The organism is Kaistia terrae (assembly GCF_026344005.1).
GTDB lineage: Bacteria > Pseudomonadota > Alphaproteobacteria > Rhizobiales > Kaistiaceae > Kaistia > Kaistia terrae.
The window spans coordinates 659577-676728 of sequence record NZ_JAPKNH010000002.1 but is presented as its reverse complement, the minus strand read 5'-3'; the positions used below and the strand labels follow the sequence as shown (position 1 = coordinate 676728).

The 17152-nt window shown below is 64.1% G+C and carries 13 protein-coding genes and 1 other RNA gene; 7 read left to right on the top strand and 7 right to left on the bottom strand.

Annotated elements, in window-relative coordinates:
- Positions 1 to 12: 12 nt before the first annotated feature.
- A complete protein-coding gene (locus OSH12_RS08275; RefSeq protein WP_266343044.1) occupies positions 13 to 1218 on the bottom strand; it encodes a multidrug effflux MFS transporter in 1206 nt (401 codons plus the stop codon).
- 294 nt (positions 1219 to 1512) lie between these two features.
- Between OSH12_RS08275 and ssrA the strand changes: the two genes are divergently transcribed.
- The 5 genes from ssrA (at position 1513) to OSH12_RS08250 (ending at position 4849) form a co-directional block, all read left to right on the top strand.
- Positions 1513 to 1870, top strand: a transfer-messenger RNA (tmRNA) gene (ssrA, locus tag OSH12_RS08270).
- 262 nt (positions 1871 to 2132) lie between these two features.
- Positions 2133 to 2651 (top strand): SspB family protein, encoded by a 519-nt coding sequence (locus tag OSH12_RS08265; RefSeq protein ID WP_266343043.1) that lies wholly within the window; start codon positions 2133 to 2135, stop codon positions 2649 to 2651.
- 58 nt (positions 2652 to 2709) lie between these two features.
- The gene (fumC, locus tag OSH12_RS08260) at positions 2710 to 4101 is read left to right on the top strand and encodes a class II fumarate hydratase (RefSeq protein WP_266343042.1); all 1392 of its coding nucleotides are present in this window, start codon (positions 2710 to 2712) and stop codon (positions 4099 to 4101) included.
- A gap of 302 nt (positions 4102 to 4403) precedes the next feature.
- Positions 4404 to 4604, top strand: a complete 201-nt coding sequence (locus OSH12_RS08255) for a DUF4169 family protein (protein ID WP_266343041.1) — start codon at positions 4404 to 4406, stop codon at positions 4602 to 4604.
- On the top strand, positions 4601 to 4849 hold the full coding sequence (locus OSH12_RS08250) for a ribbon-helix-helix domain-containing protein (protein ID WP_266343040.1): 249 nt from the start codon (positions 4601 to 4603) through the stop codon (positions 4847 to 4849). The genes OSH12_RS08255 and OSH12_RS08250 overlap by 4 nt, the downstream gene beginning before the upstream one ends.
- Here the strand turns inward: OSH12_RS08250 and OSH12_RS08245 are convergent.
- The 3 genes from OSH12_RS08245 to OSH12_RS08235 form a co-directional block, all read right to left on the bottom strand.
- Positions 4833 to 8651: an AsmA family protein gene (locus OSH12_RS08245; protein ID WP_266343355.1), complete on the bottom strand. Its 3819-nt coding sequence runs from the start codon at positions 8649 to 8651 to the stop codon at positions 4833 to 4835. The two genes, OSH12_RS08250 and OSH12_RS08245, sit on opposite strands and share 17 nt — an antisense overlap.
- Positions 8652 to 8690: 39 nt before the next feature.
- Positions 8691 to 10112, bottom strand: a complete 1422-nt coding sequence (locus tag OSH12_RS08240; protein WP_266343039.1) for an FAD-binding oxidoreductase — start codon at positions 10110 to 10112, stop codon at positions 8691 to 8693.
- A gap of 172 nt (positions 10113 to 10284) precedes the next feature.
- Positions 10285 to 11268, bottom strand: coding sequence for a zinc-binding dehydrogenase (locus OSH12_RS08235; protein ID WP_266343038.1), 984 nt, complete (start codon positions 11266 to 11268; stop codon positions 10285 to 10287).
- Positions 11269 to 11460: 192 nt separating this feature from the next.
- On the opposite strand from OSH12_RS08235, the gene OSH12_RS08230 reads away from it, so the two are divergent.
- Entirely contained in the window at positions 11461 to 13812 is a 2352-nt protein-coding gene (locus tag OSH12_RS08230; protein WP_266343037.1) for an ATP-dependent helicase, read from the top strand.
- Here OSH12_RS08230 and OSH12_RS08225 read toward each other — a convergent pair.
- A complete protein-coding gene (locus OSH12_RS08225; protein ID WP_266343036.1) occupies positions 13809 to 14207 on the bottom strand; it encodes a GNAT family N-acetyltransferase in 399 nt (132 codons plus the stop codon). The genes OSH12_RS08230 and OSH12_RS08225 overlap by 4 nt on opposite strands.
- Positions 14208 to 14279: 72 nt before the next feature.
- On the opposite strand from OSH12_RS08225, the gene OSH12_RS08220 reads away from it, so the two are divergent.
- A complete protein-coding gene (locus tag OSH12_RS08220) occupies positions 14280 to 15146 on the top strand; it encodes a 50S ribosomal protein L11 methyltransferase (RefSeq protein WP_266343035.1) in 867 nt (288 codons plus the stop codon).
- A 141-nt stretch (positions 15147 to 15287) separates the two neighbouring features.
- On the opposite strand, the gene OSH12_RS08215 is transcribed toward OSH12_RS08220, so the two are convergent.
- Both OSH12_RS08215 and OSH12_RS08210 read right to left on the bottom strand, forming a co-directional pair.
- Positions 15288 to 16781, bottom strand: coding sequence for an acetyl-CoA hydrolase/transferase family protein (locus tag OSH12_RS08215; RefSeq protein ID WP_266343034.1), 1494 nt, complete (start codon positions 16779 to 16781; stop codon positions 15288 to 15290).
- A 142-nt stretch (positions 16782 to 16923) separates the two neighbouring features.
- Entirely contained in the window at positions 16924 to 17139 is a 216-nt protein-coding gene (locus OSH12_RS08210; RefSeq protein WP_266343033.1) for a hypothetical protein, read from the bottom strand.
- Between the last annotated feature and the right edge of the window lie 13 nt (positions 17140 to 17152).

Here is a 17152-nt window from a genome sequence, read left to right as displayed (position 1 = left end):
AAGCGACCAGCCCTACTCCGCCGGCACTTCGGCGAAGCGACCCCGACGACCGAGAGTCACCTGCGCCAGGGTAAAGGCGATGACGCCGCAAGCCGCGATGCCAGCGACCATCGGCAGCGCCGTCCCGTCGAGGAACAGCCCGACAACGGCCATGACGACAGCGCCCGTCACCATCTGAATCGTACCCATCAGCGCCGAAGCTGTGCCGGCGATCTCGCCATGCTCGTCCAGCGCCAGAACGGCAGACGTCGGAATGACCAGGCCAAGGAAGCCATTGCCGATGAACAGCACGATGATCAGCACCGCGAGAGCGTCGATGCCGGAAAGAAACAGCAGGAACAGGATCACCACCGAAGCGGCGAAGCCGGTGACGGCCACCCGCATCACCTTCGCCAGGCCAAACATTGAGCCGAGCTTGCCGTTCAACTGCGAGAAACCGAAAAACGAGATCGCGTTGACCGAGAAGGCAAGGCTGTATTGCGTCGGTGTCAGACCATAGTGATCGATCAGCACGAAGGAAGAATTTGCCAGATAGGCAAAGAAGCTCGAAATGCCGAACGCGCCGATGAAGACCAGGCCCATGAAGTGGCGATCGCGCAGTAGCTGCCAATAGCCGGCAAGCGCGCTGCCAACACTGCTTTCGACCCGATCCTTGGCGGGCCGTGTCTCGTCGAGCGCCAGCGCCAGCAGCACCATGCCAAGGATCGCCGCCACCATGACAATCCAAAAGACGGCGCGCCACGAGGCGACGGCCGTCACGGCGCTACCGGCGAGCGGCGCCAGGATCGGCGAGATACTGAAGACCAGCATCAGCATCGACATCAGCCGCGCCGCTTCGTTGCCGGTATGCAGATCGCGCACGATGGCGCGCGGCACCACCATGCCGGCGCAGGCACCGAGGCCCTGCAGGAAACGGAAAAAGATCAGCATCTCGACATTCGGCGCCAGCGCGCAACCGATGCTGGCGAGCGCGAACACACCCAGGCCGAAATAGAGCGGACGCTTGCGGCCCCACATGTCGGCGAGCGGGCCATAGATCAACTGGCCGAGGCCGACCGAGATGAAAAAGGCCATCAGGCTCATCTGCACGGCGGTGGTCGACGCGCCGAGATCCTGACCGATCGCCGGCAGGGCCGGCAGATACATGTCGATCGCAAACGGACCGATGGCACTCAACAGGCCTAGAACGACCGCATAGCGCAGGAGGGAGGAAGACATGACGAACACCGTGAATGCGGACGACCCCGCCCCCGCCGAACGGCCAAGCCGTCGCGAAAACCGGATCCCCGTTGGAAATGGAACAGCCGATCCGGCAACATCGTGCCGCGATCTTTTTTGTAATGATTGACACAGTAACTAGCAGCAATGACGCCGGCGTCAACCCATGTCGTCGGCAATGACACCATAAGGCCGTCCTGTGTCGCGTTTGCAACGCAACACAGCCCGCCTGCGGCTCGATCGCACGAGTTTCTCGTGCGCATTCATCGATCGGCCCGTCAGGCCAGGCCGTTGCACCTTTTCAGGGCCGTTTCGATCGCCTATATCAAGCGTGCCGGCGCAAGTCGGCTATGACGATAAACTGTCATCGAAATAAACCCATCGGACCCGGGGGCGGTACCCGGCGCCTCCACCCAAGCCCATCCCCAGCGGATGGTTTTCGGCGGGGGCGAAATAGGATCGACGAGGGCGTAAAGGGTGTTCTTTCGTTCGGCATGGTACCACCGTCATCGGACCAAATCTGTAGTTGCAAATGACAACTATGCTAAGGTCGCTGTCGCCGCGTAAGCGGTGCCGGAACCTGAATAAAAGTCCTCCCGGTTAGCACCGGACAGGCGGGGTTCGGAGGCACCTGGCAACAGAAGCCTCCACTTTCTTCCTCCGAAAATTTGCAAAAGCGCGCTCAGCCTTGATTGGGCAGGCCACAGCTTTGCCCTGAGGGGCCGTCGCGCCCGCCTCGCTGTTTACCTTTTCGGCGAAGCTCATCGGCTTGACCTTGACTTCTGGCGGCTGGAGATCGAGTTTTCGGAACAACGAGGCTCGTCAGGGAGCCCTTTTTAGCGCGGGTTCGCGGCTTTGCCGCATCGGGTGCCTGTCTCGATCCCGACCGCATTGATTCTGGGTAGTCGCCGTTCATGGCCGAAGATCTTATCCGCTACGACATTCTCGCCCAGGACGCGCTTCGCGGCGTCGTGCGCAAGGTCCTGGCCGAAGTAGCCAAGACCGGTCTCCCGGGAGACCACCATTTCTACATCACCTTCGAAACCCGGGCGCCCGGCGTTCGCGTCTCGACGCGGTTGATGACCGACTATCCCGAGGAAATGACGATCATCATCCAGCATCAGTACTGGGACCTCTCGGTCACGGAACATGCCTTCGAGATCGGCCTTTCCTTCAAGGGCGTGCCGGAACGGCTGCTCGTGCCCTACACGGCGCTGAAGTCTTTCGTCGACCCCTCGGTCCAGTTCGGCCTGCAATTCGAGACGGCTTCGTCGGACGAAGAAGCCGGCGAAGGCAGCCACGAAATGGAAGACATCGAGACGTCGCCGCTCGTGCTCGACCGGCCCGACCGTCCGGACGAAGAGCCGGCTGGGCCGAGCGACAAGCCGGCAGCCGAAGTCGTGCGTCTCGACGCGTTCCGCAAGAAGAGCTAATCCCTCTCTGACTATTCCTTGAACGGCGCCGCGCCAGCGGCTGATAGAGGCTGACTTCATGACAACGACCCGCATCGAAACGGATACTTTCGGCCCGATCGAAGTGGCTTCCGACCGCTATTGGGGCGCGCAGGCCCAGCGTTCGCTCGGCAACTTCAAGATCGGCCTCGAGAAGCAGCCGCTGCCGATCGTGCGGGCGCTCGGCATCATCAAGCGCGCCGCCGCGGAAGTGAACGCCAAGCTCGGCCGCCTCGACCCGCAGATCGCCAAGGCGATCGAAGCGGCCGCCCAAGAAGTCATCGACGGCAAGCTCGACGATCATTTCCCCCTCGTCGTCTGGCAGACCGGTTCCGGCACCCAGTCGAACATGAACGCCAATGAGGTGGTCTCGAACCGCGCCATCGAAATGATGGGCGGCGTGATGGGCTCGAAGAAGCCCGTCCACCCGAACGACCACGTCAATATGAGCCAGTCGTCGAACGACACCTATCCGACCGCGATGCACATCGCTTCGGCCGAGGAAATCGTCCATCGCCTGCTGCCAGCGCTGAAGCATCTGCACGCGGCGCTCGATTCCAAGGCCAAGGATTGGTCTGGCATCGTCAAGATCGGCCGCACCCATACCCAGGACGCCACCCCGCTGACGCTCGGCCAGGAATTCTCCGGCTACGCCCAGCAGGTCGAAAACGGCATCCGCCGCATCGAGATGACGCTGCCCGACCTGATGCAACTGGCGCAGGGCGGCACGGCCGTCGGCACCGGCCTCAACGCGCCTGTCGGCTTCGCGGAGGACGTCGCGACGGCAATCGCCACGATCACCGGCTTGCCCTTCACCTCGGCGCCGAACAAGTTCGAGGCGCTCGCCGCCCATGATGCGATGGTGTTCTCGCATGGCGCGATCAACACAGTCGCCGGCTCGCTGTTCAAGATCGCCAACGACATTCGCCTGCTCGGCTCGGGCCCGCGCGCCGGCCTCGGCGAGCTTTCGCTGCCGGAAAACGAGCCCGGCTCGTCGATCATGCCGGGCAAGGTCAACCCGACCCAGTGCGAGGCGCTGACCCAGGTCTGCGTGCAGGTCTTCGGCAACCAGGCCGCCATCACCTTCGCCGGCAGCCAAGGCCATTTCGAGCTGAACGTCTACAACCCGGTTATGGCGTACAACTTCCTGCAGTCGGTGCGCATCCTCGCCGACGCGGCGGTGTCGTTCACGGACAATTGCGTCGTCGGCATCGAGCCGCGCCTCGACAACATCAAGTCGGGCGTCGAGCGCTCGCTGATGCTGGTCACGGCGCTGGCGCCGACGATCGGCTACGACAATGCCGCCAAGATCGCCAAGACCGCTCACAAGAACGGCACGACGCTGCGCGAAGAAGCTGTCGGCGGCGGCTATGTGACGACCGAGCAGTTCGACGCGGTCGTTCGTCCCGAAGACATGATCAGCCCAAGATAGCTGCCATTTCTGTCGACTTGATATCGTTACCAACGAAGCGCATCATGAGCATGAGATCTGCTCATGGAGCGCTTCGTGAGTTTCTACGCCCGCCATGTAATCCGTAGCCGGCAAGCGCCGACCCGACCGACAAGGCCAAGCCCGACTTGGCGCGCAGCAGCCTGCGGTCCGGGGATATGGATTTGCTTTGATGGACCGGGGCCTCCGGCGCCCGCAAGTCCATCCAACCCTTCCCTGCACCCTCAGCCATAACAGCGTCGCATCAAGTCCACGTTTCACCTGCCTCCTCGGGGAGATTGAACATGACTGCTGAAATCATCAACCTGAACCGCGTCCGCAAGGAAAAGGCCCGCCTTGAGAAGGCCGCCACGGCCGAGGAAAATCGGGTCCGGTTTGGACGCACGCGCGCTCAAAGGGCAATCGACAGGATCTCGGCGGAGAAGGCCCGTCATCACGTCGATGGGCATCGCCGCGACGATGAGGAAGACCCTAAACCGGCATGAAGAAGCGCTCGGTCTCGATCGCCGGCCACCAGACGTCGATCTCGATCGAGGAGCCGTTCTGGCAGGCGCTGCGCGGGATTGCCGCGGAGCGCGGCCAAAGTCTCGCCGGCCTTATCGCTGCCATCGATGGAGAGAGAGCCGCCGAGGCAAATCTGTCCTCCGCCATTCGCCTCGCTGTGCTCGCCTGGTATCAGAACCGGCTGGAAGCCATGGATGCGGCGAAAACCGTCAGGGATTTGGAATAGCGGCTGGCGGCATCAGCAGCATGGGTGCACCCGGTTCGGTAGAAGGCATCGGCAGGGGCTGCGATGAGCGGCTCGGCGGCGTTGGCGGAACGCCCTTGAGCAGGGATTCGATGCCATCGGCGAAATCGGGCTGCGAGCGCTGCTCTGCCTCTGCGGCGCGACGCGCACGCTCCTGACGCTGCGCCTCTGCCTTGCGCGCTGCATCGGCCGCCTTCTTGGCCGCAGCAGCGTCCGCAGCCGCCTTGTCGGCAGCCTTCTTGGCAGCCGCCGCATCTGCCGCCGCCTTCTCCGCAGCCTGCTTCTCGGCCGTCTCGGCCGCCCGCCTTGCTTCCTCGGCTTTGCGCGCCGCGTCCGCACGGCGCTGGTCGTCTTCACGCGCCAGGCGAACCAGCCGGTTGAGCTTTTCCTTTTCGAGAATTTCAGCCTGCAGCGTCTCGATCCGCTCGACCTCGCGCTCGAAGGCACGCACCGACAGGAACCCGGCAAGTGGCGCAACATCGACGCGGCGCGTGGGCGAGGCCAGCGGACCCGAGAAGACGAGGCCGACCTGCGGTACCGCCCCGCTCACCCGGTCCTCGCCTGGATCGATGGTAAGCGTCCACTGGCTGTCGATGGTATCGGCGTTCAAATCGATCGTCGCGCCGCCGACCATCGTTGCGCTCTTGCTGATCACGCTCAGATTCTGAGCCCGAATTGTCCCAGCGGCGATGGAAAATGCTCCCTCTACCCGCTCGAAGGCGAGTGTGCCAGCATCGAGATAGCCCGCGAACAGCTTGCGCAATTCCGCCTCGCCTATCTCGCGTCCGGCGTTGGTCGCCCGAATGACCGCGCTGAAGGCCTCCGGATTGACGAAACGGGCCGAGCCCTCGCCGATCGAAAGCGAGCCACCACCGGAAAGCGATGAGACTACGCCAGCGGCGGAGCGACCAACTCCATCGAACTGGCCGGAAAAGTCGAACGTTCCGTCCGCGACCGAGCGCCCGTCGCGCTGCCAGACCACATCGGCCAGCATCGCGCCCTTGACCGACATCTGGCCCGAAACCGAGGCGTCCCCTTCCGGATTGATGATCGACAGCGAGCCGGACGCCTTGCCGCCGGCGAAATCGCCGCCTGTCAGCAGCACCTCGGTGCGGTCGCCGGAGAAATTCGCTTCCACAGCCGCATTGGTTACGGTGATACCCTCGCTGATCGCGAGCTTGTCGGCGGAAAGTCGAAACGATGCATCGAAGCCGTCGATGACCGGCCGGCCGAACGTTGTCTTCGACCAGGTGTTTTCGGTGTTGGTCAGGAGATCCGGCGGCACGCCGAGTCCGAGCGTTGTGACCAGCGCCAGATCGGCCTCGTCGACGGCGACGTCGGCCTTGAGCTTCCAACGCCCCGCCTGGTGGCCGAAATCGATCATGCCGCTGGTATAGGCGCCGCCAAGCTTGGCATCGCGGAACGACAGCGTCGCCGTACCATCCTTGACATCGAGCGACGTCGCAGCGTCGAGGGGCAGTCTCTCGGCGACGCCGGGAAGCGTCAGTCCAACCAAGGTCAGGGCCGGTGTCGCATCGGCGCCGCTCGCCGTGATCGTGCCCTGGAAGGTGGGCAAGCCTGCCGCGTCAACACCGATCTTGCCGTCGCTCGAATAGGTTAGGCCGGCGAAGACACCCTTGATCGACGCCCCAACCCCCTCGGCAAGCGTATTGCTTTCGCTTTCGATCGCCAGCCGACCCCGGCCGGGCTTGTCGAGTGGAAAGGCATTGAAGCCGAGTTGGCGCAGGAGATGTCCGGCATCCGAATTGTCGATGGCGGCGGAGACCTTGACCTCGCCCTCGCGCCAACCGGCCGGTGTACCCTTGAAGCCGAGCGCCATGTCGACCGCCGTACCGCCAGCGGTGCCGTTTACGACGAGATTGGCGTGCGTGATATCATCAGCAGCACGCGCGCTGATGACCGTGTCGAGGATCGTCGGTCCGAGCAGAGGCGCTGCCGTCTTGAACCAGCGGGCGATGCCCGAGCCCGGCACAAGCCTGTCCACGATCGCCGACGAGCCGGTCAGGTCTGTCGCATCGATCGAGACCGACAACTGGCCATTCGGCGTGCCGGCAAGATCCGCGACACGGCCATTGGCCGAAATCGATGCACCCGCGACATCGCCGATTGAAAGCGTCTTCGCCACCAGCACGCCGTTCGACAGGCTGCCATCGACGGCCACCTTGTCGAGGCGGATATCGCCGACATCGAGCGCCGCCGTCGTCAGCTTCACCTGATAGTCGTCCGCCAGAACGCCTGTGTTGCTCACACTCTGGCCGGCAAAAAGATCGGTGAGCGACGCCAGCTGGTCATAATCGAGCCGGTCGGCGACCAGATCGACGGCGAGATTGCGTCGGCCGGAGGAAGCTGCGAGTTGCCAGCCGATATTGCCGCGAAGGTCGGATTCGCCCATCCGCGCCGTCATGTCGGAGATGCCAACCTGACCGGACCCGATCTGGACCTGCCCCCTCATCTCGAAGGGTTGCAGCGGCGGCATTGCGGCAATCTTCCCGCCTCGCCACCAGGCCGCGAAAACGGAAGGCTGATCCGCCTCGAGACGGACAGCGCCCTCGAAGCTGGTTCGCGGCGTCGTCGTTACAATGCCGTCCGCCGTCAGTCGCGATTGGCCCGGAAGCTCCGCGCCAAGCTCCTCGATCTTCCAGCCATTCTCCGCCGTGACCGCGTCGAAGCGCAGGTTCTGGATGACCGAGCCGCCAATGACGATGCCTGGGATATCGAAGCCGACACGTCCCGGAATGCCGGGCACGGGAAGTCCGGCAAGCGCGGTAACGATAGCGTTCGCCGCCACATCGACGCGGGCCGGCTCGTTCGGCCCCTTGCCGATCGAGCGGTCGAGATCGAGTTGACGCGCCTTCAGCACGGCATCGAAACGCATGTCCTTGCCGAGGTCGATCGTCGAGGCGCCTGTCAGGCTATAGGGACGGTCTTCCGGCCCCTGCAAAAGAGTGAACGCAGGGAAGCGCAATTGCTCGGGCCGGAGATCGAAGCTGCCTGAAGCCCGCCAACCAGGCGGCGGCTTCCGGTTCGTCTTTCCGTCGTCATCCGCGACATGCGTCAGCGTGAAGCCGCCGGCCCAGGTCAGGCCCTTGTCGTCGAGGCCGAGCGGACCTTCGGCGGAAATCGCGACCGGCACATTGGCCGGATTGGCCTCGAGATTGACGCGGATCGTATGGTCGGCGTCGCGGCGGCCAGTAGCAATCCGGAACGTCGTCGGCACGCCATTCGCGACAAGCCCTCCTTCGACCTTCCACGGCCCCAGCAGCGAGCGCGCATCGACGGCGGCATTGATGCCGGTCAGCGAAACGGCCCGCCCCGTCCGCTCGTCGCGGTAGTCGATCGAGCCATCCGAAATATCGACCTTTTCCAAGGTAATGGCGTCGGGATCGAGGCTCTTCGACGCTTCCGTGCGGCGCAGCCAGTCCGGCGTGCCGTCGGCGCCGACCGTCACCTGCAGGCGCGGCCGGGTGATCGCCATGTCGACGACCTTGAAGGTGCCAGAGATCAGCGGGATCAGCTCGATACGGACGGCGAACCGGTCGATCTTCATCATCGGTTCGCTTGCCGTCCCGCCGACGCGGACATCGGTGAAGACAAGCGAGGGCATCGGCAGCAGGGAAGCATCCGCCGTTCCCGCGACCGTGACGCGTTGGCCGAGGATCTTCTCCGCCTCACGCTCGAAGGTCGAGCGGAAGGCGTTCCAGTCCACAAACCACGGGATCACCAGCGCCGATACGAGAACGGCGATGATGATGCTCCCGAAGATCAGATACAGCCTGTTCAGCTTAGCCTCCGCCGTGTCACGTCATGCGTCGGGCAGGATCTTGCCCGGATTGAGGATCCCGAGCGGGTCCAGCGCCGCCTTGATCACTCGCATGATGTCGAGACCGTGGCCATGCTCCTTGATGAGATATTTGCGCTTGCCCTGGCCGACGCCATGTTCGCCGGTGCAGGTGCCGTCCAAAGCGATGGCCCGCTCGTTCATCCGGCTGATCACGGCTTCGGCCTTGGCGATCTCGTCTGGATTGGTGATATCGATCAGGAGCTGGGTATGGAAGTTGCCGTCGCCGACATGGCCGACGACAGGCCCGATCAGGCCATTGGTCGCGATATCGGCGCTGGTCTCGGCGACGCACTCCGCCAGCATCGAGATCGGCACGCAGACGTCGGTCGAGACGCTCTGGATGTTGTCGCCGGGGCGAAGCCCCTTCACGGCGAAATAGGAATCGTGCCGCGCCTGCCAGAGCTTCGTGCGGTCCTCGGGACGGGTCGCCGAGGCGAACTCGCCGCCGCCGAACTCCTCGGCAATCGCCGCGAACTGCTCCGACTGCTCGATGACCGATGCCGGCGAACCGTGGAACTCCAGGAACAGATGCGGCGTCTCGGGCAGGCCGAGCTTCGCGAACTCGTTGGTGGCGCGGATCATCATCGCGTCGCCAAGCTCGACGCGAGCGATCGGAATACCGCTCTGGATCGTCAGGATCGCCGCATTGCAGGCAGCTTCCACGGTCGGGAACGAGCAGACGCCGGCGGCGACAGATTCCGGTAGGCCATGCAGGCGAACGGTCACTTCGGTGATGATGCCAAGCGTCCCCTCCGAGCCGACCAGAAGCCGGGTCAGGTCATAGCCGGCCGAGCTCTTCTTGGCGCGGCTGCCGGTGCGGACGATCGAGCCATCGGCCATGACGGCCGTCAGGCGCACGACGTTCTCGCGCATCGTACCATAACGAACAGCATTGGTGCCGGAGGCGCGGGTCGCGGCCATGCCGCCAAGGCTGGCGTCGGCGCCGGGGTCGATCGGGAAAAACAGGCCCTGGTCGCGGATGTAGTTGTTGAGCTGGATGCGGGTGACGCCTGCCTCGACCGTGCAATCAAGGTCCTCGGCATGCACGGCGACGATCTTGTTCATCTGCGACAGATCGATCGAGACGCCGCCGAAGGGCGCGTTGACATGGCCTTCCAGCGAGGTGCCGGTGCCAAATGGGATGATCGGCACACGATGCGCGGCGCAGATCTTGACGATCTCCGACACTTCCTCGGTGGAGGCGGCGAACACCACGGCATCCGCGGGCTCGTTCGGGAGCCACGTCGTCGTATTGGCATGCTGGCGCCGGATTTCCAGCCCGCGCGTAAAGCGCGCGCCAAAACGCTCCTGCAAAAGATCAAGCGCCGTGGCCAGAGCCACTTCGTCACGCGCACCATCATTGCGCAGCGCCGAAACTACCATACTGAAAGCCTCCCGAACGATTTCATGGCTCGCTCGCCATGTCGCGGGCAACCTAGCAAAACCAGCCTGCCACGCCAAAGACTTCCTGCCGGTTTCGCAGCCATCCGGCGTTAGTTCGGACGGTTTCGCACGGCGCAGTTGCCCCGCTCGGAATAGCCTACCAGTCGGTTCGTCACACCGAACCCTGGATGGCGATTTTGCCCGATCGGCCGGGCCGATCGCTGGCAGCGGCCGCTGCAGCAGCGTCTGCGAGGGCGAATCTCTCGTCGACCGCCAAGCGAAGCTCGCCCGATGCAGCCAGCCGCACCAGTTCACCGATCAGACGCCCGAGTTCGGCCTTGTCCGTCGAGGCCATACGCCGCGCGCCCCAGAAGCCTTTCACCGAGATCTGCCGGAAAATCAGATCGCCGGAGCTGATCACCAGCGGTTTGTTCGACATCGCGCCGAACGACATCAGCATACCGCCCTCGGCCAACAGGCTAGTGAGGCGACCGCCCTCCTCGCCACCGACGGAATCGACGGCGCGCAGGATCGGTGCCTTACCGACCAACGCACGCACCCGGTCTTCCCAACCCGGCGTTTCGGTTGAAATAGTGCCGTCGATGCCAAGCGCGGACAGTTCGGCTATGCCCGCATCCCGACGCACGAGGCCAACAACCTTGATACCGCGCGCCTGGGCGAGTTTTGCGACGATCTTGCCGACAGCGCCATTGGCGGCGTTCTGGATCATCCACTGCCCGCTGGTGATCTGAAGATCTTCCAGCAGCATGAGCGAACTGAGCGGCATGGCGATCAGCTGACAAGCGGTGTCGTCGTCGATGCCGTCCGGCAAAGGCACGGCGCTAGCAGCCGAGGCGATGAAATAGTCTGCCCATGAGCCGTGCACGCCGGCCACGACGACCCGCTGGCCGATGGCCGGCCCCGCGACACCCGCGCCATGTGCATCGACAACGCCGACCGCCTCGCTTCCGCCGATCGCCGGCAGGGCCGGCTTGTAGCCATAGGTGCCGCGAATGGTCCAGAGGTCGTGATTATGGATCGGCGATAGCGTCATGCGGACGCGGATCTCGCCGGGGCCAGGCTCCGGAACCGGGCGCTCGCCCGCGATCAGAACTTCGGACGGTTCGCCGAAACGCTCGTAAATGGCCGCACGCATCTGAGGAAACTCCTTTGCCGCATGAGACAAGCTAGTGCGCGGCGCCCCCAACAGCAAACCGCGCGCCCTTGGCTAGAAAACCCGTCTCGCGCTTGGACAGGAGCGTTCTCCTTCTGTACGAAGCTGGAATGGACGGCTGCCACGGTCCATATTTGTTCTCATGTCCCGTTCTTCGAATCGACCGCCCCGCAGATGACCGCTCCCTTCGACAGCTCCGCCCCCGTCCCGCGTCCCGGCGGCATCGCCGCGCGTGCGCTCGGCAGGGCAGCGCCGCCCGATTATGTCGCGCGCCTCAACCCGGAGCAGCGGCTCGCGGTCGAGACGACCGAGGGACCCGTTCTCGTGCTTGCCGGCGCCGGCACCGGCAAGACACGCGTGCTGACGACGCGCATCGCGCATCTGCTCGCCACCAACAAGGCGCTGCCCAGCCAGATCCTGGCCGTCACCTTCACCAACAAGGCGGCGCGCGAAATGCGCCACCGTATCGGCGAACTGATCGGCCCCTCGGTCGAGGGTATGAACTGGCTCGGCACCTTCCACGCCATCGGCGTCAAGATCTTGCGCCGCCATGCCGAACTGGTCGGCCTGAGATCCGATTTCACCATCCTCGACACCGACGACCAGATCCGGCTGATGAAGCAGGTGATCCAGGCCGAGGGTATCGATGAAAAACGCTGGCCGGCGCGCCAGCTCGCCAACCTGATCGACAGCTGGAAAAACCGCGGCCTGACGCCGGAAGACGTGCCGCCGGGCGATGGCGGATCATTCGCGGACGGGCGCGGCATCAAGCTCTACAAGGCCTATCAGGCGCGCCTGAAGACGTTGAACGCCTGCGATTTCGGCGATCTGCTGCTGGAAAACCTGCGCCTGTTCCGCGATCATCCCGACGTGCTCAAGGACTATCACCAGCGATTCCGCTACATGCTGGTCGACGAGTACCAGGACACCAACGTCGCGCAATATATGTGGCTGCGCCTGTTGGCTCAGGGCCGCAAGAACATCTGTTGCGTCGGCGACGACGACCAGTCGATCTATGGCTGGCGCGGCGCAGAGGTCGACAACATCCTGCGCTTCGAGAAGGATTTTCCTGGCGCCGTCGTGATCAAGCTGGAGCGCAACTACCGCTCGACCAGCCACATCCTCGGCGCGGCCTCGCATCTGATCACCCATAATGAGGGCCGGCTCGGCAAGACGCTGTTCACCGACGCCACCGACCCCGACGCCGCCCGCGTGCGCGTTGCCTCGTCCTGGGATTCGGAAGAGGAAGCCCGCGCCGTCGGCGAGGAAATCGAGGCATTGCAGCGCAAGGGCCACAAACTCAACGACATGGCGATCCTGGTGCGCGCCTCGTTCCAGATGCGCTCCTTCGAAGAGCGCTTCGTCACGATCGGCCTGAACTATCGCGTCATCGGCGGCCCGCGCTTCTACGAGCGGCAGGAAATCCGCGACGCGCTCGCCTATCTGCGCGTCGTAGCCCAACCGGCCGACGACCTCGCCTTCGAGCGCATCGTCAACGTGCCGAAGCGCGGCATCGGCGAGACAACGGTGCGGCTGCTGCACGACCATGCACGGGCGCGCAACATCCCGATCATCGAGGCCACCGAAGAACTGCTCCAGACCGAGGAGATCAAGTCGTCCAAGACGCGCACCGCGCTGCGCGACCTGCTCGCCGCCTTCGTGCTCTGGCGCTCGAAGCTCGACCAGATGAAGCAGGGCGAACTGGCCGAGATGATTTTGGAGGAGAGCGGCTACACCGACATGTGGCAGCAGGAGCGCACCGCCGACGCGCCGGGGCGGCTCGAAAACCTGAAGGAACTGGTCCGCTCGATGGAGGCCTTCGAGTCGCTCGGCGGCTTCCTGGAGCACATCGCCCTCGTCATGGACACCGACCGCGCCGAGAACCAGGATGCGGTCTCGATCATGACGCTGCATTCGGCCAAGGGGCTCGAATTCGAGTCCGTCTTCCTGCCGGGCTGGGAGGAAGGTCTGTTCCCGCATCAGCGTGCCCTCGACGAGAGCGGCCGCGCCGGCCTCGAGGAAGAGCGCCGCCTCGCCTATGTCGGCATCACCCGCGCCAAGCAGCGCGCGATGATCTGGTTTGCCTCGAACCGCCGTATCCACGGCCTCTGGCAATCCAACGTGCCGTCGCGCTTCCTCGACGAATTGCCGGAGAAGCATGTCGAGGTGATCGAGCAGACGTCGAGCTATGGCGGCTACAATGTCGGCGGCGTCGGCAACTACGGCGCAAGCCGCTTCGACCGTGCCGACAGCTTCAACAATAGCTATTCGACGCCGGGCTGGCAGCGCGCACAGGCGAACAAGGGCTCCGCGCAGACGCACACTCGCTCTGCCCCGCGCCAGATCGAAGGCGAACTGGTGGCGAAATCGAGCGGTTCGTCGTCAAAGTACAAGCTGGGCGAGCGCGTCTTCCACCAGAAATTCGGCTATGGCGCGATCATCGAAATCGAGGGCAACAAGTTGACCGTCGATTTCGAGAAGACTGGCGCCAAGAAGGTCGTCGACAGCTTTGTGAGCAAGCACTAGCCGGGCCCAAGCCGCATCAGCCCTGCCTCCGTCGGCCGGAAGCCGCAATCGCGGTAGAAGCCGGCGAGATGCGGCTCGAAATCGACATGCAGCCAATGAGCACCGCGCTCACGCGCCAGCTCTGCCGCCCGACGCACCAGCTTGGTGCCTAGTCCCGCTCGGCGATGGCCCGGATCGACGCAGGGATCGAGCAAAAAAGCGTGAATGCCGCCGTCCCAGGCGACATTCACAAAACCGACCAGCTCCCGTCCGTCAAAAGCGCAGAGATGGACGAGGCTGCGCGACAGAATCGCGCGCGGATCCCGCGGCCCTGGCTGCTGCCAGGCAGACTGCCAAAGCCGATCAAGCTCGTCATGGCTCGGAAAAGGATCGACGCGGATTTCTGTTTCGGCCATGAACCCTTTTCCAATTCAGTTCCAAGGCGGATATGAAGCACTCTCCGCCGCCGCCAGACAAGGTTCGCTCGCTTGACCCTCATCGCCTCCCTCAACCTTGCCAAGGAATCCGACGCGATCCGCCTCATCGAGGCGATCGGCGAGGATGACGCGCTTGGCTACCCCTCTGCCGCCACCACGGAGCAGGCTGACCAGAGCTGGACCGTCGACGTCTATTTCGAGGATGCGGCGGATGAAGACGCTCTCGCCCGCGTCGTCGCCGAGACGCTCGGACCGAATGTCGGCGCGTTCGTCGTCTCCGACCTCGTCGACGAGGATTGGGTCGCCAAGTCGCTCGAAGGCTTGAAGCCAGTCCGCGCAGGACGCTTCCTCGTCCATGGCAGCCACGACCGCGACAAGATCCAGCCGGGCGACATCGCCATCGAGATCGAGGCGGGCGAGGCCTTCGGCACCGGCCATCACGGCACCACGGCCGGCTGCCTCGAAGAGATCGACCGGCTCGGTAAGATCCACGACTACAAGAGCATCCTCGATCTCGGTACCGGTACCGGGGTGCTGGCCATTGCCATCGCCAAGGCATGGGACAAGCCGGTGCTCGCCACCGACATCGACCCGATCGCTACCCGCGTGACGGCAGAGAACGCCGTGCTGAACGGCGTCGGCGACAAGATCGACGCGGCAACAGCCGAAGGTTTTGACAATCCGGCGATGGTGGCGCGTGCTCCATTCGATCTCGTCGTCGCCAACATCCTCGCCGGTCCGCTGATCGCGCTGGCACCCGACGTCGCGCGCTATCTCGCGCCGAAGGCAACGGTCGTGCTGTCCGGGCTGCTGGTCGCCCAGGGTCCAAGCGTCACCGCCGCCTATGTGGCCGAGGGCCTCACGCTGGCCCGTCAGGGCGAACAGGAAGGCTGGCTGACGCTCACGCTCGAGCGGTAGTCAACGCTGTCGACAACGAGCCTCCGCATCATTCAGCCGCGATCGCTCGCGGACGAACCTCCCGAAAGCGCGGCTGAATGGATCCCGGGTCAAGCCCGGGATGACGCCGCAGGGTGAGGCGCCAGCAGGCAGAGCCCTGCCCTACGGCAGCATCGAGCCGGTCGCCTCCTGGCGCAGATGCCAGGAATAAGCCTCCGCCAGCAGATGCGGGGTCTGCCCGCCATGATCGCGCACGGCGCGGCGATAATAGTCCGCCGCCAGTTCGCGATAGCTCGGGTGGATGCAGTTGGCGATGATCACTTCGGCCCGCTCGCGCGGCGCAAGGCCTCGCAAATCGGCCAGGCCGTTCTCCGTCACCACGACGTCTACGTCATGTTCGTTGTGATCGACATGCGGCGCCATTGGAACGATGCGCGAGATCGACCCGTCCTTGGCGAGGGACTTGGTGACGAAGATGCCCATGTAGGCGTTGCGGGCGAAATCGCCGGACCCGCCAATGCCGTTCATCATGTGCGTGCCACCGACATGCGTCGAGTTCACATTGCCGTAGATGTCGCATTCGAGCGCCGTGTTAATGGCGATGACGCCGAGACGACGCAATACTTCCGGATGGTTCGATACTTCCTGCGGACGGAGCACCAGGCGGCTCTTGTAGCGGGCGAGATCCGGCATGACGCGGGCCTGGCAGGCGGCCGACAGGGTGATCGACGATCCCGACGCGAAGGCGAGCTTGCCGGAATCGAACAGGTCGAACGTGCTGTCCTGCAACACTTCGCTGTACATGGTGAAACCATGGAAGGGGCTGTCGATCAGCCCGTGCAGCACTGCGTTGGCGATCGAGCCAATGCCGGCCTGCAACGGCGCGAGTTTCTCGGTCAACCGACCCTTGCGGACCTCGTGGCTCAAAAACTCGATCAGATGGCCGGCAATCGCCCGCGTCTCGTCATCCGGCGCTGCCGTCTCGGCAGAACTGTCCGCGCGATCGGTGATGACGATCGCTGCGATCTTGGCGGGGTCGATCTGGATGAAGGGAAGGCCGACGCGACTATCCGGCGAGACGATGGGGATCGGCTCGCGGTGTGGACGGCGGGTCGGGATATAAATGTCGTGCAGCCCTTCGAGCTCGGCCGGTTGGCCGATATTGAGCTCGATGATCACCTTCTCGGCGAGAATGGCGAAGGTGGCCGAGTTGCCGACCGAAGTGGTCGGGATAATGCCGCCTTCGCGGGTGATCGCCACCGCCTCGACAACGGCGACATCAATCGGCCCCATCTGGCGCGAGCGCAGCAGTTCGACCGTCTCGGAGAGATGCTGGTCGATGAACATCACCTCGCCCTTGTTCAGGGCGGCGCGCAGCACACGGTCGGATTGGAACGGCAGGCGGCGTTTCAGCACATGCGAGCGGGTCAGCACCTCGTCAATGCCATTGCCCAGCGATGCGCCCGTGATCAGCGTAATGCCGAAAGGTTCTGTCGCGGCGCGCTCGGCCATCGCCAGCGGCACTGCCTTGGCATCGCCGGCGCGCGTAAAGCCGCTCATGCCGACGGTCATGCCGTCGCGGATCAACGACGCTGCCTCCGCTGGCGACATGACCTTGTCGAGAAGCGAAGGAAGGCGGATACGGTCCTGCAGCATAGTGTCCAGCTTTGGGTTGCGTTTGCCGGACCATAGGCCTCGCAAGGCTGCGAAGCACCCCGCAAAAAGCAGAAAATCCGCGACGGGCTGTCGCGGATTCTCGAATTACCGACGATCGACGCCGGTCAAGCCGGCATCGGCCTCAGACGATGGCGCTCATCGCACCGTGGCTGACGGTCTCGCGATCAAAGCCGAAAGTGGCGAGCGCGGCATCGTCGAGCGAAAGTTGGTAGCCGTTCACGAAACGCGGCATCTGCCGGTCGCGCGAATGCGTCATGCGAGCCACAGCGCGCCGTACGCCATGGCCACGGCTTCCAGCCGGGGCAACGCCGAACTCGCCAAATGCTGCAGTCAACATGATCAATTCCTTT

What these genes read in the sequence shown, in the direction of transcription:
- OSH12_RS08275 (WP_266343044.1), bottom strand. Translation starts at nt 1,218, where the DNA reads ATGTCTTCCTCCCTCCTGCGCTATGCGGTCGTTCTAGGCCTGTTGAGT.
- OSH12_RS08230 (WP_266343037.1), top strand. Translation starts at nt 11,461, where the DNA reads ATGACCGCTCCCTTCGACAGCTCCGCCCCCGTCCCGCGTCCCGGCGGC.
- OSH12_RS08225 (WP_266343036.1), bottom strand. Translation starts at nt 14,207, where the DNA reads ATGGCCGAAACAGAAATCCGCGTCGATCCTTTTCCGAGCCATGACGAG.
- OSH12_RS08255 (WP_266343041.1), top strand. Translation starts at nt 4,404, where the DNA reads ATGACTGCTGAAATCATCAACCTGAACCGCGTCCGCAAGGAAAAGGCC.
- OSH12_RS08265 (WP_266343043.1), top strand. Translation starts at nt 2,133, where the DNA reads ATGGCCGAAGATCTTATCCGCTACGACATTCTCGCCCAGGACGCGCTT.
- OSH12_RS08250 (WP_266343040.1), top strand. Translation starts at nt 4,601, where the DNA reads ATGAAGAAGCGCTCGGTCTCGATCGCCGGCCACCAGACGTCGATCTCG.
- fumC (WP_266343042.1), top strand. Translation starts at nt 2,710, where the DNA reads ATGACAACGACCCGCATCGAAACGGATACTTTCGGCCCGATCGAAGTG.
- OSH12_RS08215 (WP_266343034.1), bottom strand. Translation starts at nt 16,781, where the DNA reads ATGCTGCAGGACCGTATCCGCCTTCCTTCGCTTCTCGACAAGGTCATG.
- OSH12_RS08240 (WP_266343039.1), bottom strand. Translation starts at nt 10,112, where the DNA reads ATGGTAGTTTCGGCGCTGCGCAATGATGGTGCGCGTGACGAAGTGGCT.
- OSH12_RS08235 (WP_266343038.1), bottom strand. Translation starts at nt 11,268, where the DNA reads ATGCGTGCGGCCATTTACGAGCGTTTCGGCGAACCGTCCGAAGTTCTG.
- OSH12_RS08210 (WP_266343033.1), bottom strand. Translation starts at nt 17,139, where the DNA reads ATGTTGACTGCAGCATTTGGCGAGTTCGGCGTTGCCCCGGCTGGAAGC.